23 protein-coding genes are annotated in these 24,210 nt (G+C 61.2%); 14 read left to right on the top strand and 9 right to left on the bottom strand.

Features of this window, described 5'->3' with window-relative positions; genetic code table 11:
• The first annotated feature begins 56 nt into the window (after positions 1-56).
• A complete protein-coding gene (locus ASTEX_RS17315; protein ID WP_144004758.1) occupies positions 57-680 on the top strand; it encodes an HAD family hydrolase in 624 nt (207 codons plus the stop codon).
• 205 nt (positions 681-885) lie between these two features.
• Here the strand turns inward: ASTEX_RS17315 and pdxH are convergent, their stop codons facing one another.
• Positions 886-1,536, bottom strand: a complete 651-nt coding sequence (gene pdxH / locus ASTEX_RS17310; protein ID WP_013480929.1) for a pyridoxamine 5'-phosphate oxidase — start codon at positions 1,534-1,536, stop codon at positions 886-888.
• Between the two features lie 161 nt (positions 1,537-1,697).
• Between pdxH and ASTEX_RS19540 the strand changes: the two genes are divergently transcribed.
• From ASTEX_RS19540 to ASTEX_RS17290, 3 genes are all read left to right on the top strand, one after another.
• The gene (locus ASTEX_RS19540) at positions 1,698-2,429 is read left to right on the top strand and encodes a DnaJ C-terminal domain-containing protein (RefSeq protein WP_013480928.1); all 732 of its coding nucleotides are present in this window, start codon (positions 1,698-1,700) and stop codon (positions 2,427-2,429) included.
• A gap of 74 nt (positions 2,430-2,503) precedes the next feature.
• Positions 2,504-3,610 carry a chorismate synthase gene (gene aroC / locus ASTEX_RS17295; RefSeq protein ID WP_013480927.1) on the top strand — a complete coding sequence of 369 codons (1,107 nt, stop codon included), beginning with the start codon at positions 2,504-2,506 and terminating at the stop codon, positions 3,608-3,610.
• Positions 3,611-3,666: 56 nt separating this feature from the next.
• The gene (locus ASTEX_RS17290) at positions 3,667-4,221 is read left to right on the top strand and encodes a mismatch-specific DNA-glycosylase (protein ID WP_013480926.1); all 555 of its coding nucleotides are present in this window, start codon (positions 3,667-3,669) and stop codon (positions 4,219-4,221) included.
• Here the strand turns inward: ASTEX_RS17290 and ASTEX_RS17285 are convergent.
• Positions 4,190-5,077 carry a glucosamine inositolphosphorylceramide transferase family protein gene (locus tag ASTEX_RS17285; RefSeq protein ID WP_013480925.1) on the bottom strand — a complete coding sequence of 296 codons (888 nt, stop codon included), beginning with the start codon at positions 5,075-5,077 and terminating at the stop codon, positions 4,190-4,192. The genes ASTEX_RS17290 and ASTEX_RS17285 overlap by 32 nt on opposite strands.
• Positions 5,074-6,084, bottom strand: coding sequence for a glycosyltransferase (locus ASTEX_RS17280; RefSeq protein WP_013480924.1), 1,011 nt, complete (start codon positions 6,082-6,084; stop codon positions 5,074-5,076). Before ASTEX_RS17280 ends, ASTEX_RS17285 begins: the two co-directional genes overlap by 4 nt.
• A 294-nt stretch (positions 6,085-6,378) precedes the next feature.
• Between ASTEX_RS17280 and ASTEX_RS17275 the strand changes: the two genes are divergently transcribed.
• The 3 genes from ASTEX_RS17275 to ASTEX_RS17265 all read left to right on the top strand — a co-directional run bounded on the left by ASTEX_RS17275 (position 6,379) and on the right by ASTEX_RS17265 (position 10,287).
• Positions 6,379-6,903, top strand: a complete 525-nt coding sequence (locus ASTEX_RS17275) for an RNA polymerase sigma factor (protein WP_013480923.1) — start codon at positions 6,379-6,381, stop codon at positions 6,901-6,903.
• A 74-nt stretch (positions 6,904-6,977) separates the two neighbouring features.
• Positions 6,978-7,937, top strand: coding sequence for a FecR family protein (locus tag ASTEX_RS17270; RefSeq protein ID WP_013480922.1), 960 nt, complete (start codon positions 6,978-6,980; stop codon positions 7,935-7,937).
• 28 nt (positions 7,938-7,965) lie between these two features.
• Positions 7,966-10,287, top strand: a complete 2,322-nt coding sequence (locus tag ASTEX_RS17265) for a TonB-dependent receptor (protein WP_168148172.1) — start codon at positions 7,966-7,968, stop codon at positions 10,285-10,287.
• A 9-nt stretch (positions 10,288-10,296) separates the two neighbouring features.
• On the opposite strand, the gene ASTEX_RS17260 is transcribed toward ASTEX_RS17265, so the two are convergent.
• Both ASTEX_RS17260 and ASTEX_RS17255 read right to left on the bottom strand, forming a co-directional pair.
• Positions 10,297-10,626 (bottom strand): hypothetical protein, encoded by a 330-nt coding sequence (locus ASTEX_RS17260; protein WP_013480920.1) that lies wholly within the window; start codon positions 10,624-10,626, stop codon positions 10,297-10,299.
• Positions 10,627-10,861: 235 nt separating this feature from the next.
• Complete coding sequence (locus ASTEX_RS17255) at positions 10,862-11,335, bottom strand: hypothetical protein (protein WP_013480919.1); 474 nt, start codon at positions 11,333-11,335, stop codon at positions 10,862-10,864.
• 624 nt (positions 11,336-11,959) lie between these two features.
• Between ASTEX_RS17255 and ASTEX_RS17250 the strand changes: the two genes are divergently transcribed.
• A complete protein-coding gene (locus ASTEX_RS17250) occupies positions 11,960-12,529 on the top strand; it encodes a DNA-3-methyladenine glycosylase I (protein ID WP_013480918.1) in 570 nt (189 codons plus the stop codon).
• A gap of 635 nt (positions 12,530-13,164) precedes the next feature.
• Here ASTEX_RS17250 and ASTEX_RS17245 read toward each other — a convergent pair.
• Complete coding sequence (locus ASTEX_RS17245) at positions 13,165-13,932, bottom strand: pseudouridine synthase (protein ID WP_013480917.1); 768 nt, start codon at positions 13,930-13,932, stop codon at positions 13,165-13,167.
• On the opposite strand from ASTEX_RS17245, the gene ASTEX_RS19535 reads away from it, so the two are divergent.
• The gene (locus tag ASTEX_RS19535) at positions 13,931-14,485 is read left to right on the top strand and encodes an SOS response-associated peptidase family protein (RefSeq protein ID WP_049781749.1); all 555 of its coding nucleotides are present in this window, start codon (positions 13,931-13,933) and stop codon (positions 14,483-14,485) included. The genes ASTEX_RS17245 and ASTEX_RS19535 overlap by 2 nt on opposite strands.
• On the top strand, positions 14,482-15,060 hold the full coding sequence (locus tag ASTEX_RS17235; RefSeq protein WP_013480915.1) for a uracil-DNA glycosylase family protein: 579 nt from the start codon (positions 14,482-14,484) through the stop codon (positions 15,058-15,060). Before ASTEX_RS19535 ends, ASTEX_RS17235 begins: the two co-directional genes overlap by 4 nt.
• A 24-nt stretch (positions 15,061-15,084) precedes the next feature.
• On the opposite strand, the gene ASTEX_RS17230 is transcribed toward ASTEX_RS17235, so the two are convergent.
• Entirely contained in the window at positions 15,085-15,699 is a 615-nt protein-coding gene (locus tag ASTEX_RS17230) for a GyrI-like domain-containing protein (protein WP_013480914.1), read from the bottom strand.
• A gap of 414 nt (positions 15,700-16,113) precedes the next feature.
• Here ASTEX_RS17230 and ileS point away from each other — a divergent pair, with 414 nt between their 5' ends.
• From ileS to mutL, 4 genes are all read left to right on the top strand, one after another.
• The gene (gene ileS, locus ASTEX_RS17225) at positions 16,114-19,080 is read left to right on the top strand and encodes an isoleucine--tRNA ligase (RefSeq protein ID WP_013480913.1); all 2,967 of its coding nucleotides are present in this window, start codon (positions 16,114-16,116) and stop codon (positions 19,078-19,080) included.
• Positions 19,081-19,285: 205 nt separating this feature from the next.
• Complete coding sequence (lspA, locus tag ASTEX_RS17220; RefSeq protein WP_144004757.1) at positions 19,286-19,816, top strand: signal peptidase II; 531 nt, start codon at positions 19,286-19,288, stop codon at positions 19,814-19,816.
• 85 nt (positions 19,817-19,901) lie between these two features.
• Positions 19,902-20,465, top strand: coding sequence for a DUF3035 domain-containing protein (locus tag ASTEX_RS17215; RefSeq protein ID WP_013480911.1), 564 nt, complete (start codon positions 19,902-19,904; stop codon positions 20,463-20,465).
• Between the two features lie 404 nt (positions 20,466-20,869).
• Positions 20,870-22,801 (top strand): DNA mismatch repair endonuclease MutL, encoded by a 1,932-nt coding sequence (mutL, locus tag ASTEX_RS17210; protein ID WP_013480910.1) that lies wholly within the window; start codon positions 20,870-20,872, stop codon positions 22,799-22,801.
• 472 nt (positions 22,802-23,273) lie between these two features.
• Here mutL and ASTEX_RS20595 read toward each other — a convergent pair whose 3' ends face one another.
• Positions 23,274-23,414, bottom strand: coding sequence for a hypothetical protein (locus tag ASTEX_RS20595; RefSeq protein WP_013480909.1), 141 nt, complete (start codon positions 23,412-23,414; stop codon positions 23,274-23,276).
• Between the two features lie 212 nt (positions 23,415-23,626).
• Complete coding sequence (rsmD, locus tag ASTEX_RS17205) at positions 23,627-24,205, bottom strand: 16S rRNA (guanine(966)-N(2))-methyltransferase RsmD (protein WP_013480908.1); 579 nt, start codon at positions 24,203-24,205, stop codon at positions 23,627-23,629.
• Between the last annotated feature and the right edge of the window lie 5 nt (positions 24,206-24,210).

The following is a 24,210-nucleotide window of genomic DNA, read 5'->3' as shown; positions in this document are numbered from 1 at the left end:
GACTCAGCGCGCGTTTTCGTCAAGCCATGACGGGGCGGTTGGTATAGACAGTTCGGATGATGTTTGCTGACTCCCTGCACCCGCCGGCGCACGCCAAAGCCCTGATCTTCGATTGCGACGGGACGCTGGCCGACACCTTCGCCGCCCATTACGGCGCGTTTCGGGCGGCGTTAGCGCCCTATGGCATCGACTTCGGCACTGACTTTTACGCCGTGCGGTTGGGTTGGTCGCGTAAAGCCCTATTAGAGGCCGTGGTGCAGGAGACCGGCGTGCCCTTCGACGCCGAGGCGGTCGCCGCACGCAATGCGCCCCTTTTTCTTGACCATATCGACGCCGTGCGGGCAATCGCGGCCACCGAAGCGCTGGTCAGGGGCTATTATGGTAAGATGAGACTGGGGGTCTGTTCTGGCGGACAGAAAGACATCGTCGAGGCGACGTTAAAGGCCATCGGGCTTTATGACTGCTTTGATGGGGTGGTGACATTCGAAGATACGGGCATCGGCAAACCGGCACCGGACCTTTATCTTGAGGCCTGTCGTCGTGTGGGCGTCGCGCCGTCAGAGGCCCACGCCTATGAGGACAGCGACGAGGGCATAGAAGCTGCCCGTGTAGCGGGCCTCAGCGTGTCTGACGTGCGGCCCTTCTACACTCCCGATCCGTCAGGGTGGTGCGACGGATAAGGTGTGCCACGGATAGACACCGACGCCTCCCGCCCGCGTGGCGGGTCTCAGGCTGACGCTCCGAACCCTATTGAGAAACAACAGGCTACACAGATTGGCGCTGGCCCTCAAGACTATCCGACCCCGGGAGAGCAACCTGAAAGCCAAAATCTTTGTAATTTGTGGCTTTACAAAAACGCCCGAACAGCCTCTAAGTATCGAATTTTTACGGATAGAGCCTCGACTTCACCCACCCGTCGCCGGCGCGTTCGAACTTGAGGCGGTCGTGCAGCCGGAACGGCTTATCGCGCCAGAATTCCATTGCGCTCGGCACGATGCGGAACCCCGTCCAGTGCGGCGGACGCGGCACGGACCCGATACCGAATTTCAGACCAAATTCCGCGACGCGCCTTTCCAGCGCAAAGCGGCTTTCCAGCGGCCGCGACTGCTCCGACGCCCAGGCCCCGATCTGCGAATTGCGGGCGCGCGTAGCGAAATATTCGTCCGCCTCAGCCTCGCTAACGAGTTCGACTGCGCCGCGGATACGCACCTGACGGCGCAGCGATTTCCAGTGAAACAGCAGCGCCGCCTTGTGCGCGCTCAGTATCTGACGGCCCTTGGCGCTTTGGGTATTGGTATAGAAAACAAAGCCCCGCAGGTCGAAATCCTTGAGCAGAACCATGCGCGCGTCCGGCATGCCATCGGCGTCCACCGTGGCCACGGTCATGGCGTTAGGGTCGTTCGGCTCCTTGGCTCGCGCGTCTATCAACCATTGACCGAATAGGTCAAATGGCTCGGCGCCGTCGATATCGGCCTCATTGGCCGCGTGGGCCTCGGCATAGTCGGGGCTGGGCGGGATAAGATCAGAACGGGACATAGTATTTCTCCACACACCGCATCGCCAGACACCAGCGCGCGATTTAACCTTTACGCCGAAAGGGTCCGGTCGGTTTGATGGCCGCGCATAACGGTCATTAACCCGCTGTTGACCATAGGCGGGCACAGTGCGTCAACAACTCCCTTGTCTGCCCCTTCAGAATGAACCGAACTTCAGCCCTCAGCGTCCTTGGTCTCAGCGAACCGGTCAGCGGCCACGACGTCCAGGCGGCCTTTCGACGGCTGGCCAAGCGCGCGCATCCGGACCTGAGCCGCTCAGAGGCCCCCTTGCGGAGGTTGATTCTGGCCCGCGATCTCCTGATGCGTCAGATCAGGAATGGCCCGGACATGTCGGAAATCATAGAAGAACTGTCTGACACGGCTGAGCCGCTGCGCCTAAGTGCCGAAGTGGCCGTCAAGGGCGGCCCCATCGTCACCGATGTGCCGTTACCGCTGGAGCTTATCCATGACGCCGGACCCGGTCGCAGCCTGATGCATCGTAAATCGCTGCGCATGACGCTGCCCCCCGGTCTGCGTGACGGAGAGCGGCTGCGGCTGAAGGCCACACGCCCGGGCGGCACCGAATACGTCTTCCGCATCGAGATCGAACGGCGCGATGAGCGGCACGTTGAGGGCCATGATCTGTGCCTAAGTGTGCCAGTCGATGCCCGGCGTCTGCGACTGGGCAGACAGGTGCGCGTCGAGACACCGCACGGCCCGCAGACGGTCGATTTGAGCGAGGCCGTCGACAACCGTCTGACGCTCAAAGGGTTAGGCCTGCCCGCCACGGCGCGTTATCCGGCGGGCGACCTACACCTGCGTTTTGAGGCCGTTGAGACGCCGCTGCGCCCGGCCTCAGACCTACTGGCCGAATTTCATCGCAAGTGGGCCTGAAACTTCAACACGATTGAGTTGCGCGCCCCGCAGAAGTGCCGTAAGGCCACGGCATAAAAATCAAGGCTAAATATATGTCGCACAACAGCTTCGGTCATCTTTTCCGCGTTACCACCTGGGGCGAAAGCCACGGACCGGCGCTCGGCTGCGTGATTGACGGCTGCCCGCCGGGGATCGCGCTATCAGAGGTCGATTTGCAAGGCGCGCTCGACCGCCGCAAGCCGGGTGGCTCGCGCTTTGTCACCCAGCGCCGCGAAGCCGACGAAGCGAAGATTTTGTCGGGGGTGTTTGAAGGGAAGACGACCGGCACCCCGATCTCGGTGCTGATCGAAAATACAGATCAGCGCTCGAAGGACTACGGTGAAATCGCGCGTCAGTTCCGGCCGGGCCACGCCGACTACACCTATTTTGCCAAGTACGGTATCCGCGACTATCGCGGCGGGGGCCGCTCCAGCGCGCGTGAAACCGCAGCGCGCGTCGCCGCCGGGGCTGTGGCGCTGAAGGTGCTGAAAACCCTGATCGGGCCGCAGATCGCGGTGCGCGCCGCCCTTGTGCAACTGGGGGTCCACCCTATCGACCGCGCGCACTGGGACTGGGCGCAGGTCGATCAGAACCCGCTGTTTTCTCCGGACGCCAGCACGCTGGCGCATTTCGAAGACTATCTCGATGGCATCCGCAAGGCGGGCTCATCCATCGGCGCGGTGGTCGAGGTGCAGGCAGAAGGCGTGCCCGCCGGCTGGGGTGCGCCCATCTATGGCAAGCTGGATTCGGACCTTGCGGCCAATCTGATGTCGATTAACGCCGTCAAGGGCGTTGAAATCGGCGACGGCTTCAACGCGGCTAACCTGTCCGGCGAGCAGAACGCCGATGAAATGCGCATGGGACCGGACGGTATCGAATTCCTGTCCAACCACGCGGGCGGCATATTGGGCGGCATTTCGACGGGTCAGACGATTGTGGCGCGTCTGGCGCTCAAGCCGACGTCGTCCATCCTGACCGAGCGTCAGTCGATCGACATTGACGGCAAGGACGTCGATATCCGCACCAAGGGCCGCCACGACCCCTGCGTCGGTATCCGCGCTGTACCGGTGGCTGAGGCGATGATGAGCTGCACCCTGCTCGACGCCTATCTGCGTCACCGCGGCCAGACGGGCGCAAACGCCTTTGTGCCGGGCTTATAATGGGTGCAGGGGCTGAGCCGCTGCCCATCGGAGGCCCTTGTTTTGAGCCGGACCTCATGACCCACCTGAACCGTGCTGGTCTTTTGCCTGACGGGCACAGGGTGCCGGACCTGTTGCGGCCGGGGCTGAAACTGGTCTTTTGCGGCACGGCGCTGGGGCGGGTGTCAGCGCAGAAGCGTGCCTATTATGCCCACCCGGGGAATTTTTTCTGGCGCACCTTGTACGGTGTGGGTCTGACCCCTGAACGACTCGCACCCACCGACTATCCACGTTTGCTCGACTATGGGATCGGGCTGACCGACCTGTGCAAGGCGCACTACGGCAATGATGTGGACCTGCCCGCAGAGGCATGGGATGCCGAGGCCTTAACGGCCAAGATCGCGGCATATGCACCGCAGCATCTGGCCTTTACTTCAAAAACGGCGGCCAGTGTTTTCCTGGAGCGGCCGACGGGGAAGATTGCGCTGGGGCTGCAGGCGGGCAAGGCCGGAGAGACGTCGTTGAGGGTTCTGCCGTCGCCATCGGGTCAAGCGCGGCGCTTCTGGGATGAGGCCGCTTGGCGCGACTTGGCGCAGGCCGTTACCCCCTGCCCAGAGCCTTCCGCAACTTGAATTGCAGCTTGATCAGCGGTTCCGCCGCTGAGCGATGCAGACGCTTGACGTCGATAAAGGTCACGCCTCCGTGCCCGGACAGAGTGTGGAAACCGCAGCCATAGCCTTCCAGCAGGCCCTGCCCCGTCAGACGCGCCACCGGCCCGGCGCAGAAGCGGTCCGGCGTCAGGGTGTCGATACGCAGCAGGTTGATCGCCGCGCCATAGGTCGCCACGCAATCCTGCATGGGCAGGTGCAGCCTACCATCGCGGACAAAGGGCGTGCCGCCTGGGCGTGAGGTGTCCAAACCCGCCCGCACCGGATTGGCGGCGTGCGGCTGCCATGGCCCCAACAGATTATCGGCATAGGCCACATGCAGTTCACGCATGGCCCGCCGCTCAGCCCCCGGAAGGGCGTAAAACATCCACCAGCGCCCGTCATGTTTGACCACGGTGGCGTCGATGGCGGGCACCTCCAGCAGGGCCATGACCGGCACCCAGCGGTCGGGGAAGCGTTCGCAGCGATAGAGGGTCAAAACGCCACTCTTGTGCGCTTCGGGCAGCATATAGAGTTCACCCGCTTCCTCAATCAAGAAGGGATAGGACAGGTGGAAAGGCGTGATCAGGGCCGGGCCCGAACCGACAAGCTTATGCTCATTATCATATTGAAAGTAATGAATTTCCCCGCGCTTGACCCGGTAATCCCAGGTCTCTGCAAAAACGGTCAGGCCCTCATCGCGACTAAGACCAAACGGGTCGGCGACGAAGCGGAATGATCCCTGCGACGGCAGCCAGATAACCTCATCGGCGCGCGGCGGCGTCCGCACTACATCGTCAATAGGGCGTGGAACAAACCCCGCCTGCCAGAGTTCGATCACGCCAGCGCCTCGACGGTGCGGCGCAGGCGGCGACGGCCCGCCTCAAAGCCGAAAGAGTCTATGGCATAGGCCTGCGCTTCGCGGGCGCGACGCAGCCACTGCATCCCGTTATCCAGTACACCACCCAGGGCCTGCGCCAGAGCGGTGGTGTTTTCCTTGGGGAACAGGGCTCCGAACTGACCCCCGCGCAGCACTTCGCGCGGGCCTTCGGTGTCCGACGCCACCACCGGCACCCCGGCGGCCAGGGCTTCGATGACGACCAGACCAAACGACTCTTCACGCGACGGCACGACAAACAGATCGACGCCATGCAGGAAGGTCAGCGGGTCTTCGGCCCAGCCACAGAAACGCACATGGTCCTCAAGGCGCAACTGTCGGGTCAGGGCCTCCAAAGACGTACGTTCCGGCCCATCACCGGCGATTCGCAGTTCAAACCGCTGACCGGCGGCGCGCAGCTCGACGCAGGCTTCGAGCAGCAGGTCAAAGCCCTTAATCGAATGCAGGCGCCCCATGGCCCCGATCACCGGCACGGAATTGGGCTTTGATTTTACTGGCAAGGCGCGCAAGTGCGAGAAATTGGCCACGTCGAATAGGCGCAGCTCGGGAAATCGCGTCTCAGCGCCTTCGCGCACTCGGCCACTCACGCACAAGGCGCCTGACAAATCTTTCAGATGTGGTTTATAGGACGGAGTGTGCAGTACCTGCACCGTGCGCTGGCGCGTGCCGATGAAGGGCAGCAAACAGGCGCGGCCGGCGCGGTTGCCGTGCGCAATAATCAGATCGGGGCGGAAGCTGCGTGCATAGCCCGCCAGACGCAGCGCGCAGATCGGGTCAGAAATGAAACGGTTGTTGAGGGGACGAAAACCCAGCATATCGGACAACATGCCGTCCGGATGGCCGATGCTGAGCACCTCATACCCTTCTGCCGTTAGGGCGTCGTGGTAGTGGCGCGCCATCAGGCCGTCTCCCCCCTTCGCCTTCGTCAGCATGATGTTCAGCAAACGCATGTCACTGGTCCCGCTCAGAGGAAAACCGGAAGAAAATCCGGACGTCGCAGATTCACGACGCCCGGTTCAGGTTTAAGATGGAGACCCCGGCATCCACTGTCCCCCGCAGGACGAATGGTCACCTTCCGGAGGAGCCTCCTGTAGCGATGACACCGACCGAAACGCGTACCCTCATGCCCTTTCAAAAAATTTTTATGATTTTTTTACTTTAACATCCTTTGGCCGGGCATAAAGGCTTGTCCGCGAAGGGAATTCGCCCTTATATCTGTATCCCGATCACGCCTCAGAGAGCCGATGACCCCCACCGCGCGCCTGTCGGAAATCTATTTCGCCAAACGCGACGTGCTTCTGCGCTACCTGACGCGGCTGTGCGGCGACGAGGCGAGCGCCGAGGACGTGCTTCAGGACCTCTATTTGCGCCTGATGCGTGGCGGCATTGAGGGGGAGATCGAGGAACCTCTCGCCTTTCTCTTCCGCATGGCGAACAATCTGTGGCTCAACCGCCGCCGCACCCTGACCCGGCGCGATGCGCGCGAAGAGGCGTGGCAGGCGCTCAACCCGCAAATGACCGGCGAAGCCGACGCTGCGCCGGACGCCGAGGCCGTGGTCGGGGGACGACAGGCTCTGCGCGCCGTGCTGAACGACATCGACGCCCTCCCCCCAAGGACGCGTGACATCTTCCGGATGCACAAGCTGGAGGGTCTAAGCCAGACCGAGGTAGCCCGCCGACTCGAAATCTCGATCAGCTCGGTCGAAAAACACCTCAGCAGCGCCCTTAAACACCTTCTCGCACTAAACCGAAGTCGGCGGCTGAATTAATCGTCCGCAGTGCGAAGGAATTTTTACGGGTAACGGCGTATTAGGGTGTCATCTGGTCAGAGAGGCCACAAACCATGTCGGACATCGACGCGAAAATCGAAGCGGAAGCGGCCGACTGGGTGATCCGGGCGCAATCTGGCGTGATCAGCGAGCTCGACATCATTGCCCTGACCGATTGGCTCGATATGTCACCGCGCCATGCCCGCGCCTACGCCGAAGCCCTGACCGTGTGGGGCGGGCTGGATGCGACTGAGCCTGTCCAAACGCTAAGGTCGAGTGTGCGGCCTCAGACGCCTCGCAATCCGACACGTCGGCTTGGAGTGATGGCCATGGGTGTCGGGGGTCTGACCGCCGTCGCTGCAGGTGTCTTCCTTATGGCCTCGGGCGCGCTGTCGCCGGTTCGGACCTACGCGACGCATAAGGGCGAGCGTCAAACCATCACGCTGGCTGACGGGACGCAGCTGAGGCTCAATACCGATACCCACCTTTCAGTGAAGATGACGCGCTCTGCGCGCACCGTCACGCTGGACAAGGGCGAAGTGTCCGTCACCGTAGCGCACAAGGCCGATCAGCCGTTTCGCCTGCTGACCGGTAAGCTGACCCTCACCGATATCGGCACCGAATTCAACGTCGCCCGCTTCAATGGCGAGGTGCGCGTCGCCGTGCGCGAAGGCCAGATCGAAATGGCCGACCACAGCGCGGCCTCGCGCCTTCTTCCCGGTGATCTGGGCACCTACCGCGAAGCGTCGGGCACGCGGCAACTGGCCAAGGTCGATCCGGCGGAGGCCTTTGCCTGGCAATCATCCCGTGCTATCTATCGCAATCTGCCGCTGTCTGACGTGGCCGCCGACCTGAACCGGTATTTCGAAAAGCCGATCATCGTCGAAGGCGACGCCGCGCAGTTGAGGCTGAATGCCATCCTGACCCTCGATTCGCAGACCGCGGTTGCCGGGCGTATAACTGAGTTTCTACCGGTCGATGCCCGCACGACGCCAGACGCCATCTATCTTCGCCGCCGGGCTTCTGACCGCTAGTTTCTGCACGTCCCTACTGGGGGCCCCAGTGGCCCGGGCCTCCGACCGTGCCTACGACTTTAACCTTCCCCCCTCCCCCCTGCCGCAAGCCCTGATGTCGCTGGCAGCTCGCAGCGGAATTTCGATCGGCGGCGTCGATCCGGTGCAATGCGAGGCGACCGTGCGGCCCCTCAAGGGGCGTTTTTCTGCGAATACAGCGTTGCGAAAGCTGGTTGTGGGCAGTCGCTGCCGCGTCGAGCGAATCGATGCCGTGACCTTCCGTCTGGTGCGCGAGACGCGCGCGACCCAACCCCGCCCCGTGGCCGGCCCCACGCCACCACCGTCCAATGACGATATTCCGCTCATTGTGGTGCGTCACCCCAGCCGTCTATTCGACACCCCCGCCGGGGTCAGCGTAGTAGCCCCACCGCTCCTGTCCGGCAATGATACGGACCTGTCGAGCCTTGCGCCACACGTGGCCGGTATGACGGTGACCAATCTGGGGCCCGGCCGTGACAAGATCTTCCTGCGCGGCGTCTCTGACAGTGTACTGACCGGACGCACCCAGTCGATGGTCGGCCTTTATCTTGACGACACGCCAATCACCTATAACGCGCCAGACCCTGACCTGCTGCTGGTGGATATGGCGCACCTCGAAGTCCTCAAGGGACCGCAGGGCAACCTCTATGGCCAGGGCGCGCTGTCCGGTGTCGTGCGACTGGTCACCAACAAGCCGCAGCTCGATCATTTCGAAGCCGAAGCCGGAGTGGCGCTCGGCACCGCCTCTGAGGGCAAGCCGTCGTGGCGGACCACCGGCATGATCAACCTGCCCCTGCCGGGCGAGGCGGCCCTGCGTGCCGTCATCTGGGACGAAAAATCGGCGGGTTTTATCAAAGATGAGGCCCTGACCAAGAACGCCAGCAACGATACCGAACGTTCCGGCGGACGCTTTTCGTTCAAATGGCAGGCGACCCCTACCCTGACGCTCGATTCGACCGTAATGGTGCAGGATCTGCGCTCCTCCAACAGCCAGTATGTTGTGGGCCGCATGGGCCCTTACCGCCGCGCCCTGTCTCTGGCCGAACCCCACGACAATATCTTTCAGAACCTGGCGCTCGGGCTGACGCGCGACACTTCTTCGGGGACGTGGCGCCTGGCGCTCAACCGCTTGAGTCATAAGATTCACTCCGGCTATGACGCGCAACCGATCGGGCGCTACGTCACCATCCCCAATTCGGGCGTCCTCTTCTTCGAGGAAGACCAGACCATTCGCCTGTCGAGTGTGGAAGCCAGCTACGTGTCGCCGCCCGACCGTCCGGTGCGCTGGCTGGCTGGGGTATTTGCGGCGCGGAGCGAAGAAAGCTTTACCCCCCTTCTGATCGACGTCTTTACGCGGCGCACTCTCTATGATGAGGACCGTTCCGACCGCATCGACGATGTGGCCGCCTTTGCCAAGGTCACCTGGGATTTTGCGCCTAAATGGTCGCTGTCAGTAGGCTTGCGCGCGCAAAGGTCGCGTCACCGCACACTGAGCGACATCGCGAGGGTGCGCCTTGTGGACTATGCTCAGTCAGGCCGCATTACCGGCGTCATCAACGCCACACCAGTGACGCACGAACTGATGCTTAGCTATCAGCCCTCGACCACCCTGATGCTGTATGCCCTGTCGTCGGACGGGTTTCGCACCGGCGGCTTCAACACCACCACGGCGCAGAAGACCATCATCCCCGCAACCTATGAGGGCGACCGCCTGCACAGTATCGAAGCGGGCTTGAAATACCGCGCCCCGGACGGTCGGCTGCGGGTCGATGCCGCCCTGTATAACATCGAATGGCGCGATATACAGTCGGATCAGTTACGCGCCACAGGCCTGCCCGTAACGCTCAATATCGGCGACGGCCGCAACACTGGGATCGAACTCGAAGGCGGCTGGCGGCCGTTCGACACCCTGACAATGCAGGTGCGCACACAGTTCAGCGATCCCAACCTTTATAGGACCAACCCCGTCTATCCCAAGGTGCTGGAAGAAGGGATGCCCTATATTTCGCCGCGCATGGTCAGCCTCAGCACCCAATGGCGCCGGCGCCTGTGGCGACTGCCGTTTGAAAATGCCGCAGTGCTTTCGTATCGCGACGGCTCCCCGCTCAACTACGGTATCACGCGGGTGATCCGCATGAAGGGCTATACCAATCTCGATCTCAGCAGCAGTGCCGATCTGGGCCCCTATACGATCGCCCTGCGCGTCACCAATGCGACGGGCAACAAGAGCAACAGTTTTGCCTATGGTAACCCCTTCGCGCTCGACACCGCGCCACAGAATACGCCGCTAAGGCCGCGCACCCTGTGGCTGTCGGTCAACCGGCACTTCTGACCCAATCAATTAGTTCTCGTCGATAACCGTTTCCAGACGCGGGGCCGGATCAATGTCGCGACGGGCATAGGCATCACGGGCCGCGTCACGCGCCCGATCCCAGCTGAGGTCACCGCGTTCGGGGTAGGCCTCCCAACGGTTGCGCAGTTCGTCATCGCTCAGATCGTTGAAGGCCGTACCGGCATGATCGCCATAGAGATCGTAGCCGAAGCGATAGGCCGGACGGAAAATACCGTAGCTGTCTTCCGCGCCATAGGGGCGGTTGGAAAAGTCGCGCTGCCAGAAGGCGTCATGGTCGTTCCAGTCGCTTATGGGGCCGTTGGCTATAAAGTCGTTCATAATATCCTCCTGTTTTTACTGAATTTTACTTTAGGGGGCACTGTATAAGGATACGATCCGCGGGCTGGGTCATGGTGACAAAAAGCCCGTCACGCGGGCGATCCACATCAAAAAGCCCCGCCCGGTGCGTGACCGGACGGGGATTTCGTTTCTGCCCTCAGTGCCCGTAGGGGCGGTGGGGCTGACCGATGCCCCCACGGGGCACCGGTTAAGCTACCTGGCTTACTGGGCTGACTTACTGGGCCGGCTTGCTGGCCGGTTCCGTAGCCGGAGCCGGTTCCGTGGACGGCGAAGACGACATGTCCGAAGCCGAGGAGTCCGCCGGGGCGGAGGTCGCCGCAGCGCCCGACTTGGCCAGCGTCGAGGCCTTGAGGGCCGTCTGATCGGCGCTCAGCGTACCCGTCACGGTCACTTCATCGCCGATGGCGAAGGGCTGACCGTCAGAGGTCGCGGCCGAAGCGTCAACGGCGATTTCCTTGGCCGAAGGGGCTTCACCGACTTGCAGCGTGAAGGTGCCGGCCTTCTGGCCCGCAGCGGCGATCTTGCCGGTCAGGGTGGTGGAGGCGGCCGGCGCTTCGGCGGTCGCGGTCGCGTCGGTCGAAGGTTGGGTCGTCGAAGGCGCGGTCTGCGCCAGGGCCGGGGTGATGGAGACGGCGGCACTGGCGATAGCGAAGGCGGCGATCTTGGTCGTCAGGTTAAAGCGGGTCATGGTAGGGTTCCTTTCGGTTCCGGTTGAATGTGTGTCCGTGGCGCTTTCGGTCCGCGTATCCGATGCGAACCGTAAGACCAGCCGGTGACTTCGAAGCGACGAAGCCTGCGTGCTGGGCGTTCAAGCTGTGTGGCTCAACAGCGCCCCGGCTGAGTTCCAGGCTACGGGCCGGGGGGTAAGTAAACCATCGGGAAGCACGCCCTTTGCGTGTCACCTTCAGGTAAAACACGCTTTGGCCGTATTCGGCCGCGCGCCGCCGCATTTGCGCCGCGCCATGGCCGCTGCGTGTCGGGGACGCTCCTTAAGACCTTGTCCTATGGAGACATTTTGCCGCGCGCCGGGCCGCATTTGCGCGAACAGCGACCGCTGACGCGTCGCCGCGCATAAGCCCGGCATGTGTTGGGGCTCGGTATTTGTCAGGGCTGCGTAAGGACCGGAAATGAGGGTCGTAACTCAAAATCCACATCGCCCGCAAAAGTTTTGCGGATTTGCGGGCCGTCCCGCACTTATGCTGACACTAATACGCGCCACATGGGCTAAACCTGCGCTGATCTTGTGTTTGGTCGCGCATGTGAGTCCAAAAACCGTTTCACACTTTTTGGCATGCGCTCAGGAGGAGACAAAATGAGCGACGGACGGACACGCTGCGGCTGGGTCAACGAAAGCAAGCCGCACTACGTGCATTATCACGACCACGAATGGGGCGTGCCGGTCCACGACGACCGTCTGCTGTTTGAAATGCTGATCCTTGAAGGCGCGCAGGCCGGGCTCAACTGGGAAACCATCCTCAAACGCCGCGACGCCTACCGTGCCGCCTTCAAAAATTTCGACGTGGCCGCCTGCGCCGCCCTGAGTGACGAAGAGTTAGAGGCGCGGATGCACGACGACGGCATTATCCGCAACCGCCTCAAGATCGCATCCGTGCGCAAAAACGCCCTCGCCTTCATGGTCATTCAAAAAGAGTTCGGGTCGTTCGACGCCTATCTGTGGGGCTTTGTCGGCGGTCAGCCGCAGCGCAACCGCCCGCAAACCCTACGCGACGTGCCCGCTTCAACGCCCGTGTCCGACGCCCTGTCGAAAGATCTCAAAAAACGCGGCATGAGCTTTGTCGGCTCCACCATACTCTACGCCTATATGCAGGCGGTAGGTCTGGTCGATGACCATGTGGCAAGCTGTTTCCGGGCGGCGACGTAAGCGCAACGAAGAGACAGAGCCTCCGGCGGGCAGCGGCCGCGCTCTACCGACCCGATACTATTTCGCTTATTTTATCGCAAATAATACTTGGCTTATCTCTCAGAATGGAGACCGGAATATATTTTACTTTTCCCGACTCAAGATTAATTTTAATATTATTTTGTCTATACAGACCGTAATTAAACACCTTAACGGAAACTGATTTAACTTCGGATATAGAAACGCTTTTGAAAATTTCACTCAAATAACAAATTTTTCCATTTTTCAAAAACAAGAACATACCCCCGTATATTGTGGCCTTTACCACAATTAAAATAAAAATAAAAGCGGGATACAAACTGATTATAGAAAGAATTATAAGTGATAATTCCTTTGATTCGTTTATCAATTTCACCCCCAGTACAAATTGATAAAATGATAAAACAGGCCATGTAAATGCCAAAACACCAAAAAAAGGCAGTGCTATAATCAACTTTATGTACGAACATTTTGAAATAATCATATTGAACAACACCCCATGCTTTTTTTATGGGCATAGTGACCCGAAGTGTGTAGCGACACTAGCCTAAGCGTTGACTCTGCGATGTTCACTGATCAAAAAAACAAAAACGCTACTTTGAGGCCTGCAAAAAACGTCAGCCCGGCAGCAAGGCCGCACGCTCCTCCAGCGTCAGTAATCGCCACTGGCCTTCGGGCAGGTCGCCGATCTCCACCGGCCCGATACGCGAGCGGTAGAGGTCGAGAACCCGCAGTTCGCACATATCGCACATGCGGCGGATCTGACGGTTACGGCCTTCCTTAAGGACAAAGCGCAGGGTCTGCTCCCCCACCTGCTGGACCACGGCGGGCTTCAACTTGCGGCCGTCCAGCTCCAGCCCTTGCCGCAGCCATTTCAGCTTGGCCTCAAAAATGGGCCCGCGCACCCGGACGGTATAGTCCTTCTCCAGTTCGCTGTCCGGCCCGATAATCGCCTTGGCCAGCACGCCGTCCTCCGACAGGATCAGAAGCCCGCGCGAGTCCTTATCCAGCCGCCCGACCGGTGCCAGCTTCGAGTCCTGATTAGGCCACTGGGTAAGTTGCCCCCAGTGGTTCGGGCGGCGGATCATACGCACCGCCGGGGTCTCACCCGCTTCGGGCTGCCCCGACACAATACCCACCGGCTTGTGATAGACCACCGTCAGCTTGGCATCGAGCGAGGCCTGCGCCTGCGGATTGAAGCTGACGCTTTGCCCCGCCTCGACCTTGCGGCCGGCATCGCGCACCACCTCACCCTCGACGCTGACCAGCCCGTCAGCGATAAAGGCATCGGCTTCGCGGCGCGAACAGACGCCCGATTGCGCTAGCCATTTGTTGAGGCGGATCGGCTCAGCGCCGTCATAGATGCGGGTAAAGGGTGCAGACATGCCGCCCTCCCTAACGAAAAACGATGGGCGGCGCGAGTCTTGTTTCGGGCGTGCGGCTCCCTATACTGATCCCATGTGCGGACAATTCCTGGCCCTGAAAGCGTGGCGCGATTTTCTCAGCAGCCTCGGCATGACCGATGAGGGGGTGGCTGAGGTGCTCAACGATGAGGTGAAACCCACCGACGCCTACCCCATCGTCACCGCCGGGCCACAGTTGATGAACGCGCGTTGGGGGCTGATCCCCAGATGGGCGAAGGAGACACCGAAAGCCTCAACCTTCAGTGCGCGTATCGAAACCGCAGCTGAAAAGCCAACCTTCCGGGGCACCTTTGCCCGGCGTCACGCCCTGGTGCCGGTGGCCGGCGTCTACGAATGGCATCAGGGCCGCCGTCACCGCACCGCGCGACGTGATGGCGAGCCGCTGGTGATGGTCGGACGGCGGCAATGGCAGGGCTGGTTCGACAATAGCGTCTTTGATCCGGCCCTGCCGCCCGATGACCTGTTGGATATTGCCGATGATGACGCCGCTCCGGTCAAGGACACGCTGTTTTGAGCCTGCTCGTCGACATCGCCGCCTGCCGGGTGTGCGAAGCGCATCTGCCGCTGGGGCCGCGTCCAGTGCTGCGCACCGCCGACCCCGCCGCGCGCGTGCTGATCATCGGTCAGGCGCCGGGCACCAAGGTTCACGTGTCGGGCATTCCGTGGGACGATGCGTCGGGTCAGCGCCTGCGCGACTGGATGCAGGTGACGCCGGACGCCTTCTATGACCAGAGCCGCTTTGCCATCCTGCCGATGGGGTTGTGTTATCCGGGCCGGGCGGTGACAAGTAAAGGTGGGGGCGGCGACAATCCCCCACGCCCGGAATGTGCCCCCCTGTGGCACGCGCGGGTGCGGAAGACCTTACCGAATATCCAACTGACCCTGCTGATCGGGGCCTATGCGCAGGGCTATTATCTCAATGACTGCCTCAGCCTGACAGAACGCGTACGGCAGGCCGATCAGTACGGCGCCTTTTTCCCGCTTGTGCACCCCTCGCCGCGCAACCGCCTGTGGCTCAGCCGTAACCCTTGGTTCGACGCCGAGATCCTGTCGCGGTTACGCGCGCGTTTGCGGGGTTTGGGCCTCTGATCCCCACATCTCTCTGCAATGCGCTTATGCGCGTTGCACCGGCTGGCGCAGAAGGGTCTTCAGCTTTTCGGGCGCGGTGCGGCGCGGGTCGGACAGATAGATTTCGTGGTGATGCCCGGTTTCGCTCAGGCCATTGTCGGCAATCCATTGATGCAATTGCGCAATCAACGGGCCTTCATCGTCGTAAGAGCCTACATGCAGGGTCTGAACGCTCAAGCCCTCGGCCCAGGTTTCAAGCCGCAAACGCCCCAGAGCTGTGCCGCCTTTACCCTTGCGACCGGCCCCGACCACGGCGCGGGCGAACATGTCGGGCGTGATCGTGTCGGGCTGGGGCACCATGATGCGCCACGACCACAGGTCCTTGTCGCGGTCATAGAAGCGGTCGAAACGGTCGGCCCACCACAGCCCCTCCATCGGCGGTATGGTATAGTTGAGGTCACATTCGACCTTGCTCATGAATTTCAGCCCATAGGCGACCGAAAACAGCGCCTGCATGGCCTCGGCAAAACCTTCGCCATTAGGGTCGCCTTGGCCGTCGATCATCAGGAACGGCAGCGGCGGCACGTCGATCAGCACAAACTGACCGGCGGAAGCGATATAGAGCGGCTTGCGCTCACGTTTCAGATCAATCTTGCGCATGGGCACCTCCTGCGTCGGAGGCTACAGGAAGTGCTGACAGTTTTTGTCAGGATTGGCAAAAGCGCCTCCCCTAATTTTGGGGGCGGCACTTAAATAGCGAACCCTCCGCATGTAAGCGTCAGCCGCTTATCGCCTCCGCTTTTCTTTCCTTGTCTTGGTTTGGCCCCTCGCCGGGTGCGTGCTTCGCCACCTTGGCCGCCGCCTCAATGGCAGCTTGAGCGGAATGATTCCATTAGAAATCATTCCGCTCTAGGCAATTCCGGTGGCCTCTGATAAACGCTGCCTCCATGTTGACGATACGGGCGCAGCTTCGAATTTGAAGCCCAGCGTAAGCCACCCGCACCGGGTCTTGCGCTGGGAGTACATCGCCACGCCTTATTTGACCGTATCCCCTCCCAGAGATTATCAGGATTCATGTCCGAACAGCCTTCACGCGATTACCGCGAAACCGTCTTCCTGCCTGAAACCGCCTTCCCGATGCGCGCCGGCCTGCCCAAGGCCGAGCCCGAAATGCTGAAAAAGTGGGAAGAGTCCAACCTCTACAACAGCGTTCGTAAGGCGCGTCAGGCCAAAAACGCCCCCCTGTTCGTGCTGCACGACGGCCCGCCCTACGCCAATGGGAATATCCATATCGGCCACGCGCTGAACAAGATTCTCAAAGACTTCGTGGTGCGCTCGAAGTTTCTGATGGGCTATGATGTCGATTACGTCCCCGGCTGGGACTGCCACGGCCTGCCGATCGAATGGAAGATCGAGGAGCAGTTCCGCGCCAAGGGCCGCAAGAAGGACGAGGTGCCCGCCGCCGAGTTCCGCAAGGCCTGCCGCGAGTACGCGGCCGAATGGATCGGCGTGCAGCGCGAAGAGTTCAAGCGTCTGGGTATCCTGGGCGAATGGGATGAACGCTACGCCACCATGGATTTCGACACCGAAGCGAAGGTGACGGCGGAATTCCACAAGTTCCTGATGTCGGGTCAGCTTTATCGCGGCTCGAAGCCCGTCATGTGGTCGCCGGTCGAACGCACGGCTCTGGCGGATGCCGAGGTCGAATACCACCCGCACGTCAGCCCGACCATCTGGGTGAAGTTTCCGGTAAAATCCCTCCTCCCTGTCGAGCCGTCAGGCGAAGACGGGGAGGTGGCGGCGCGCGCAGCGTCGCCGTCGGAGGGGGGTGACTCTGCTCTGAACGACACCTCCGTCGTGATCTGGACCACCACACCGTGGACTATCCCAGCCAACCGCGCCGTCAGCTTCAACCCGAAGATCAGCTATTCGCTATATGAGGTCACGGAAGTAGCCTCCGAAGAAACGCTCGGCTTCGCGCCGTGGGCCAAGGTCGGCGACCGCCTGATCGTCGCCGAAAAGCTGGCCGAGTCCGTGCGTACAGCAGGCAATATCACCACATGGACTCTGGTTCTGGCCGACGTCGATTGCGACGGCCTTACCCTTGCCCACCCACTATCTACCTTACATGAGGGCTACGGTTTCGAAGTGCCCATGCTGGCGGGCGACCATGTCACCGACGACGCCGGTACCGGCTTCGTGCACACGGCCCCCGGCCACGGTGCCGACGACTATCTGGTGTGGCTGAAATCCGGCTATTCGCTGGATTCCATCCCCGATACGGTCGATCCCGACGGGGCCTACTACCCGCATGTACCGCTGTTTGCGGGCCTGAAAGTCCTTGAAACCGAGGGCAAGAAGGCCGGCAAGTTCGGCGACGCCAATAAGGTGGTGATGGAGAAGCTGATCGAGGCCGGGAATCTTTTGGCCCGTGGTCGCGTCGATCACTCCTACCCCCATTCGTGGCGCTCCAAGGCGCCTGTCATCTTCCGCAATACGCCCCAGTGGTTTATCCGCATGGATGGCGAGACGAACCTGCGCGCCACGGCGCTCAAGGCCATCGGTGAGACCGCCTTCTACCCCGATCAGGGCCGCAACCGTATCGGCAGCATGGTCGAAACCCGCCCCGACTGGCTGATCAGCCGTCAGCGCAACTGGGGCACGCCGCTGGCCATGTACGTCGATAAAAAGACGGGTGAGCCGCTGAGAGACCCCGCCGTCAACGACCGCATCATCAAGCTGATTGCCTCCGAAGGCGCAGACGCCTGGTTCACGCGCCCGGACGAGGATTTTCTGGGCAATGGCTACAATCCGGCCGACTATGAAAAGGTCACGGACATCCTCGATGTGTGGTTCGACTCCGGCTCGACCCACGCCTTCACGCTGGAAGGCCGTGAAAATACGCACAGCCCCGCCGACCTCTATCTCGAAGGCTCGGATCAGCACCGCGGCTGGTTCCAGTCATCGCTGCTGGAATCGTGCGGCACGCGCGGCCGTGCGCCGTATAAGGCCGTCCTGACCCACGGTTTCGTCCTCGACGAACAGGGTGAGAAGATGTCGAAGTCCAAGGGCAATGTGGTCGCCCCGCAGGACATCGCCAAGGAGTCGGGCGTCGAAATCCTGCGCCTGTGGGTCGCGCTGTCGGACTATTCCGACGACCTGCGCATCGGCAAGCAGATCATCCAAACGACCGTGGACGCCTATCGCAAGCTGCGAAATTCGCTGCGTTATCTCTTGGGCGCACTCAACGGCTATACGGACGACGAAGCTGTCAATTATCAGGACATGCCGTCGCTGGAACGCTATATCCTGCACCACGTACATGAGTTGGACGCCAAGGTGCGCGCCGCCTATGACGCCTATGACTTCGCCGGCGTCATCCGTCCGGTGGCCGATTTCGCGTCTCAGACCCTGTCGTCGCTCTATTTCGACATCCGCAAGGACAGCCTCTATTGCGACAAGCCGTCGGACGTGAAGCGCCGTGCCTGCCGCACGGTGCTCAACATCCTGTTTGAGCGCCTGACGGCCTGGCTGTCGCCCATCATGGCCTTCACCACCGAAGAGGCGTGGAGCTATCGCTATCCAGACGCGCCGGAAAACCTCTTCCGCACCCTGCCCGCCGTGCCCGCCGAATGGCACAATGCCGCCGAGGCCGCGCGCTGGGGCAAGATCGAGGAAGTGCTGTCGGTCGTCACCGCCGCACTGGAAGAGAAGCGCCGCGACAAGGTGATCGGCTCGGCGCTCGAAGCCGCGCCTACGGTGTTTATCGACTCCGAACCGCTGCTCGCGGCCTTTGATGGCATAGACGCGGCGGAGGTCTTCCGCACGTCTCAGGCCGTGCTGTCGGCCTCGGTCGGCCCGGAAGACGCCTTCCGCCTCGGCGAGGTGAAAGACGTGTCGGTCGTGGTGCACATCGCGCACGGTCAGAAGTGCCAGCGGTCGTGGCGCATCCTGCCCGAAGTAGGCTCAGACCCGCGCTATCCGGACCTGTCCCTGCGCGACGCCGAAGCTGTGGCCGAATGGGACGCGGCGCATGGATAATGGTCAATCATACTCCCCCAGCTTGCTGGGGGAGGTGGATTTTTGCCTTTGGCAAAAAGACGGAGGCGGGCTTGCACCTGAGTTTACACCCTCGTTTTTTGAAGCGCCGCTCCGAGCCCCCACCACCACATCTCAATCGCTCCGCGATTTCGTGCGGCCCCCCTTCCCAGTAACCTGGAAGGTATGATTCATGTCGGGGAAATCCATGACTGACCTGCAAACCAAGCTGAAAACCCACTTCGCCCCGCCGCACACCACCCTGCTGGGGCGGCAGATGCTGCTGATCGGACTGATCGGCCTGATCCTCGATCAGATCAGCAAGAACTGGATTTTATACGGTCTGCAACTGCCTAGTCTCGGACAGGTCAAGATTTTGCCCTTCTTCTCGTTCAGCATGGTCTGGAACAAGGGCGTCAGCTTCGGTTTCTTCCATTCGGAAGGGATCGGCCGCTGGCTGCTCACCCTTTTTTCGCTGGTCGTGTCGGCCTTCCTGATCGACTGGGTCCGCCGCACTAACCGGCGCATCCTCGGTCTGGGGCTAGCTCTGGTGGCGGGCGGCGCCATCGGCAACGCCATCGACCGTATTATCTACGGCGGCGTGGTCGATTTTCTCGATTTTTCGGGGCTGGGCTTTCCGTGGGTATTCAACATTGCCGACGCCGCCATCAATATCGGCGTGGCCCTGTTGTTCATCGACGTCTTCTTCCTCAATCGGGAAGAGTCGAAACAAGGTTAAACGCGGACCCTTGGCAGGGCGGCGAAAAGCAAGTAACACTCTCCAGCCCCTTCTGAAAAAGGGCACGGATAATGCGGAGCGAAGAATGAAGTCGGTCAAAGTAGTGGCGGGTCTAGTGCTGATCGCCGGCGTCGGTCTGACGGGGTGCGAATCGACCAAGAGCGCGCTGGGCCTGAACAAGGTCGTGCCGGACGAATTTCGCGTCGTGACCAAGGCGCCTTTGGTGGTGCCGCCGGATTTTGCGCTGCGTCCGCCTGCGCCGGGTGAGCCCCGCCCGCAGGAACTGCAACCCGAAAGTGCTGCGCGTGAGGCCCTTTTGGGTCAGCGTCAGGCCATCACCCGCTCTGAAGGCGAAAAGGTTCTGGCCACCAAGGCCGGGGCCGATAAGGCCGATCCGCTGGCCCGCTACGTCGTGGACGATGAATTTGGCGATCTGGCCTATAAGGAAGAGAGCTTCGCCGACAAGATCCTGTTCTGGAAAAAGGACGAGACCCCCGCCGCCGTGCCTTCGACCAACTCCGTTCTGGCCGGTGAAGTCAATGCGCTCGACCCGGAATCGGAAGCCGCGCGCATAAAGTCGCTGCTGGGCAACGGCAAAGTGACCATAGAGCAAAAGAAGGAAAAATCCTTCAAACTGCCGGGTCTGTAAGCCGTAAGACATTGAAGATTCAAAAGGGCTGCCGCAAGGCGGCCCTTTTTCGTTTGGGTTTATGGCTTAACATCGAAGCGACACATTTCACAGATGCCACAGATTATCCGTGCCCGTGTCGCCCGCCCTGCGCGTAGCGCCCATCTGTGAAATCTGTGGTTCAAACCCTTACTGACTCCCAGCGCGGGACTCTTTTTCCACCACGGATAGACACGGATGACGAACGGCGTTCGTCTGGCACGGATATCCGTGTCGGCGGGCAAAGCCCGCCATCCGTGTGCATCCGTGGTAAAGCCCTTCGAGCGCGGGCAGCGCCGAGGCTCAGCGTTCGGGATTTTGGTGTTTTTCGTGGCCAAATCCTTCCCGACATTGCCCCCATCGCCGGACTCACCTAAATTAGCACAATGGCCCATATTTCCCGCCTGCCTCAGGACACCATCAACCGCATCGCCGCCGGCGAGGTGGTCGAGCGTCCGGCTTCGGCCATCAAGGAACTGGTCGAAAATGCTATCGACGCCGGTGCGACGCAGATCGACATTTTCGCTGAAATGGGCGGGCTGTCGCGCATCCTGATCGAGGATAACGGGCGCGGCATGGACGCAGATGACCTGCCGCTGGCGGTCGAGCGCCACGCCACCTCCAAGCTGAAACCACAGGCGGACGGTACTTGGGACCTGCTGCATATCCAGACGCTGGGTTTTCGCGGTGAGGCCCTGCCGTCCATGGGGTCGGTGGCGCGTCTCGACATCACCTCGCGCGCCAAAGGCATGGACGGGGCCATCGCCATTACAGTCGATGCCGGGGCAATGTCGCCGCTGCGGCCCGCGGCTTTTTCGCGCCCGCACGGCACGCGGGTCGAGCTAAAAGACCTGTTTTATGCCACCCCGGCGCGTCTGAAGTTCATGAAGACCGACCGCGCCGAGAACATGGCCATCAGCGAAGAGGTTAAGCGGCAGGCCATGGCGCACGAACATGTCGGCTTTTCGCTAACTCTCGATGGTAAGCGGTCCTTACGCCTCTACCCCGAAGAGGCCGGATTTGAGGGGCGGCTGAAGCGGCTTGCCGCGCTGCTGGGCGATGATTTCGGCCACAATGCCCTGCTGATTGATCAGCAGCGTGAGGGGGTCCGACTGACCGGCTATGCGGGTCTGCCGACCTTTTCGCGCGGCAATGCCCAGCATCAGTACCTGTTCGTCAATGGCCGCCCGGTGCGCGACAAGCTGCTGACCGGGGCGCTGCGCGGGGCCTATGCCGATTTTCTGGCGCGCGATCGCCACCCGATGGCGGTGCTCTATGTCGAGACCGACCCTCAGAACATCGACGTCAACGTCCACCCGGCCAAGGCCGAGGTGCGCTTCCGCGACCCCAATCTGGTGCGCGGACTGATCGTCGGGGCGCTGAAACACGCCTTGGCCTCGGCCGGACACCGCGCCGCGACCACCGTGGCCGATCAGGCGCTCAGCGCCTTCAGCCCGCTGTCATCGGGCTATCGCGCGCCGGTGCAGCCGACGCTGTCCCTGCATTCCAGTGCTTTGGGGGCAGGTTATCAACCCCGCGCCTACGCGACACCGCAGCAGCCGCATCCGAACTACCAACCCGCCTGGAATGCCGACCTGACCTTTGCGCCATCAGCCAGAGTCGAAAGAGACTTTGTTGCGGCCGCACCGATGCTGCAGACGCCGGGGGACAGCGGTCTGGCCGAGGCGGGGGGTGATCTGCGCACGCTGAGCCAGCCCCTGCCGCCGGAGTTTGAATCCTATCCGCTAGGGGCTGCGAGAGCACAACTGCACGAGACCTACATACTGGCGCAGACCAAAGACGGTCTGATCATCGTCGATCAGCACGCCGCCCACGAACGGCTGGTCTATGAGCGCATGAAGGCCATGATGGCCGAAGGCAATGTGGCGCGTCAGACCCTGCTCATCCCGGAAATCGTCGATCTCGACCCCGCCGATGTCAGCCGCCTGATGGCGCGGCGCGACGATTTGGAAGGCTTTGGGCTGATGATCGAAAGTTTTGGCCCGGCGACGATTCTGGTGCGCGAAGTGCCGGCCCTGATCGGCGACGGCGATGTGGCCGGGCTGATCCGCGACCTGGCCGACGATATTGCCGAAAACGGTCAGGCCCTCATCCTGAAAGAACGAATGGCCGAAATCTGCGGCAATATGGCTTGCCGCAATTCGGTGCGCGCCGGGCGGCGGCTGTCGGCCTCCGAAATGAATGCCCTGCTGCGGCAGATGGAGGCCACACCGCATTCGGGCCAGTGCAATCACGGCCGCCCGACCTATGTCGAGCTTAAGCTGAAAGACATCGAAAAGCTGTTCGGCCGGCGGTAGGGGTTGGCCACGACGAACACGAACAGTTTCGCGGCTCCGTTTTGCGCGAGGGGCCTGAAAACAGGCGTGTCACCCGCCGTGTACCGCCTCGGCGGCCAAGGCATATCCGGTTTTCGAACATTCGTGCTTTTGGTGTTTTTCGTGGTCAAAACCATCAAAAAAGCGGTTTGGCGGACGGTATTTTCACCTTCGCAACATAGCGGCGCCCTGTCCCGGTGTTCTCGAACCCAGCGCGGTAAATTTATGTAGTGCGTACTATATTTTCGGGGGCGATCAGGGTGAGCGCGCCTCATCCGGCGTACTCACCCTAAGCCCCACTCCCCCGTCGGCTCATGCGATCTGATGTCCCGTCAGACCGGAGCTCTAGGTCAGACCCACAACCGGGATGGCAAGGTCAGTTTCCCCCTGAACCGCGCCCCCGGCTGAAATCGGCCATAAAAAAACCCGCGGCGAACGCCACAGGCTACAAAAATTAACGCGTCACGTTGAGAACGATAATCCCAACACCCATCAGGAAGGCCCACGCCTGAACACTCAGACCAGCCATCAGAATAACCTTCAGGCCGTCGCGGCGCTTCTTGCCGCCTTCAAGCTTGATCGCTTCTGCCGTCATCACATCACCCCATTTATAACAGTTCAGTCCCGCCCCTTAATGGGGCTTCAGTGCATTAATCGTGCCTGACGGCGCGGTTTACACCTTGTTAAGGACATATTGGGGACACAATAAAAAACTCGTCAATATGAAAAATCCGGCCAATGGGTTAATTTGGCCACACCAAGACGGTAATTCTTGCTTTAATCTATCAAAATCAATAAGTTGAGCAGTTAAAAATTCGTAAGAATTTTTTGTTTCAGGAACAAAACCTGCGCCGGACCATAGGTTCGGGTGTCGATTATCTGCCACAGTTCCGTGGCAAAAAAGTCCTCATCGTTGGCCATCTCGACCACAATCAGGGCCTCGTGGCTCAGCCAGTTCCCGTTTCGCAACGCCTCCAGCGCCGCCTGTACTAAACCCTTACGATAAGGCGGATCCATAAACACCAGATCGAAGGCTTCCGACGCGCCGCCAGGGCGCACGCCCAGTTGCGTAGCGTCGCGGCGATGGATTCGCGTGACACCAAATAGCCCAAACGCCTCGACATTGTCGCGGATGGCGCCACGCGCCGCGTCATCCGTATCGACAAACAGGCAGAAGGCCGCCCCGCGCGACATCGCCTCAAGGCCCAGCGCGCCGGAGCCGGCAAAGACGTCCATCACCCGTGCCCCGTTGAGATTGGGGGCGAACTCTGCGTGCTCCAGAATATTGAACACGGCCTGACGCGCCCGGTCCGAGGTCGGCCGGGTATTCTGGCCTTCGGGGGCGCTCAAAGCGCGCCCGCGAAACTCACCACCGACGATACGCATACGGA

Origin of the sequence: Asticcacaulis excentricus CB 48, assembly GCF_000175215.2 — a bacterium.
GTDB lineage: Bacteria > Pseudomonadota > Alphaproteobacteria > Caulobacterales > Caulobacteraceae > Asticcacaulis > Asticcacaulis excentricus.
The sequence above is the reverse complement of the archived record's forward strand: the minus strand, read 5'-3'. Positions and strand labels throughout refer to the sequence as shown.

Excerpts from the sequence above, each read along its gene's own strand:
- ASTEX_RS17315 (WP_144004758.1), top strand. The coding sequence starts at position 57 with ATGATGTTTGCTGACTCCCTGCACCCGCCGGCGCACGCCAAAGCCCTG.
- pdxH (WP_013480929.1), bottom strand. The coding sequence starts at position 1,536 with ATGTCCCGTTCTGATCTTATCCCGCCCAGCCCCGACTATGCCGAGGCC.
- ASTEX_RS19540 (WP_013480928.1), top strand. The coding sequence starts at position 1,698 with ATGAACCGAACTTCAGCCCTCAGCGTCCTTGGTCTCAGCGAACCGGTC.
- aroC (WP_013480927.1), top strand. The coding sequence starts at position 2,504 with ATGTCGCACAACAGCTTCGGTCATCTTTTCCGCGTTACCACCTGGGGC.
- ASTEX_RS17290 (WP_013480926.1), top strand. The coding sequence starts at position 3,667 with ATGACCCACCTGAACCGTGCTGGTCTTTTGCCTGACGGGCACAGGGTG.
- ASTEX_RS17280 (WP_013480924.1), bottom strand. The coding sequence starts at position 6,084 with ATGCGTTTGCTGAACATCATGCTGACGAAGGCGAAGGGGGGAGACGGC.
- ASTEX_RS17275 (WP_013480923.1), top strand. The coding sequence starts at position 6,379 with ATGACCCCCACCGCGCGCCTGTCGGAAATCTATTTCGCCAAACGCGAC.
- ASTEX_RS17270 (WP_013480922.1), top strand. The coding sequence starts at position 6,978 with ATGTCGGACATCGACGCGAAAATCGAAGCGGAAGCGGCCGACTGGGTG.
- ASTEX_RS17260 (WP_013480920.1), bottom strand. The coding sequence starts at position 10,626 with ATGAACGACTTTATAGCCAACGGCCCCATAAGCGACTGGAACGACCAT.
- ASTEX_RS17255 (WP_013480919.1), bottom strand. The coding sequence starts at position 11,335 with ATGACCCGCTTTAACCTGACGACCAAGATCGCCGCCTTCGCTATCGCC.
- ASTEX_RS17250 (WP_013480918.1), top strand. The coding sequence starts at position 11,960 with ATGAGCGACGGACGGACACGCTGCGGCTGGGTCAACGAAAGCAAGCCG.
- ASTEX_RS19535 (WP_049781749.1), top strand. The coding sequence starts at position 13,931 with ATGCCGCCCTCCCTAACGAAAAACGATGGGCGGCGCGAGTCTTGTTTC.
- ASTEX_RS17245 (WP_013480917.1), bottom strand. The coding sequence starts at position 13,932 with ATGTCTGCACCCTTTACCCGCATCTATGACGGCGCTGAGCCGATCCGC.
- ASTEX_RS17230 (WP_013480914.1), bottom strand. The coding sequence starts at position 15,699 with ATGCGCAAGATTGATCTGAAACGTGAGCGCAAGCCGCTCTATATCGCT.
- ileS (WP_013480913.1), top strand. The coding sequence starts at position 16,114 with ATGTCCGAACAGCCTTCACGCGATTACCGCGAAACCGTCTTCCTGCCT.
- lspA (WP_144004757.1), top strand. The coding sequence starts at position 19,286 with ATGACTGACCTGCAAACCAAGCTGAAAACCCACTTCGCCCCGCCGCAC.
- ASTEX_RS17215 (WP_013480911.1), top strand. The coding sequence starts at position 19,902 with ATGAAGTCGGTCAAAGTAGTGGCGGGTCTAGTGCTGATCGCCGGCGTC.
- mutL (WP_013480910.1), top strand. The coding sequence starts at position 20,870 with ATGGCCCATATTTCCCGCCTGCCTCAGGACACCATCAACCGCATCGCC.
- ASTEX_RS20595 (WP_013480909.1), bottom strand. The coding sequence starts at position 23,414 with ATGACGGCAGAAGCGATCAAGCTTGAAGGCGGCAAGAAGCGCCGCGAC.
- rsmD (WP_013480908.1), bottom strand. The coding sequence starts at position 24,205 with ATGCGTATCGTCGGTGGTGAGTTTCGCGGGCGCGCTTTGAGCGCCCCC.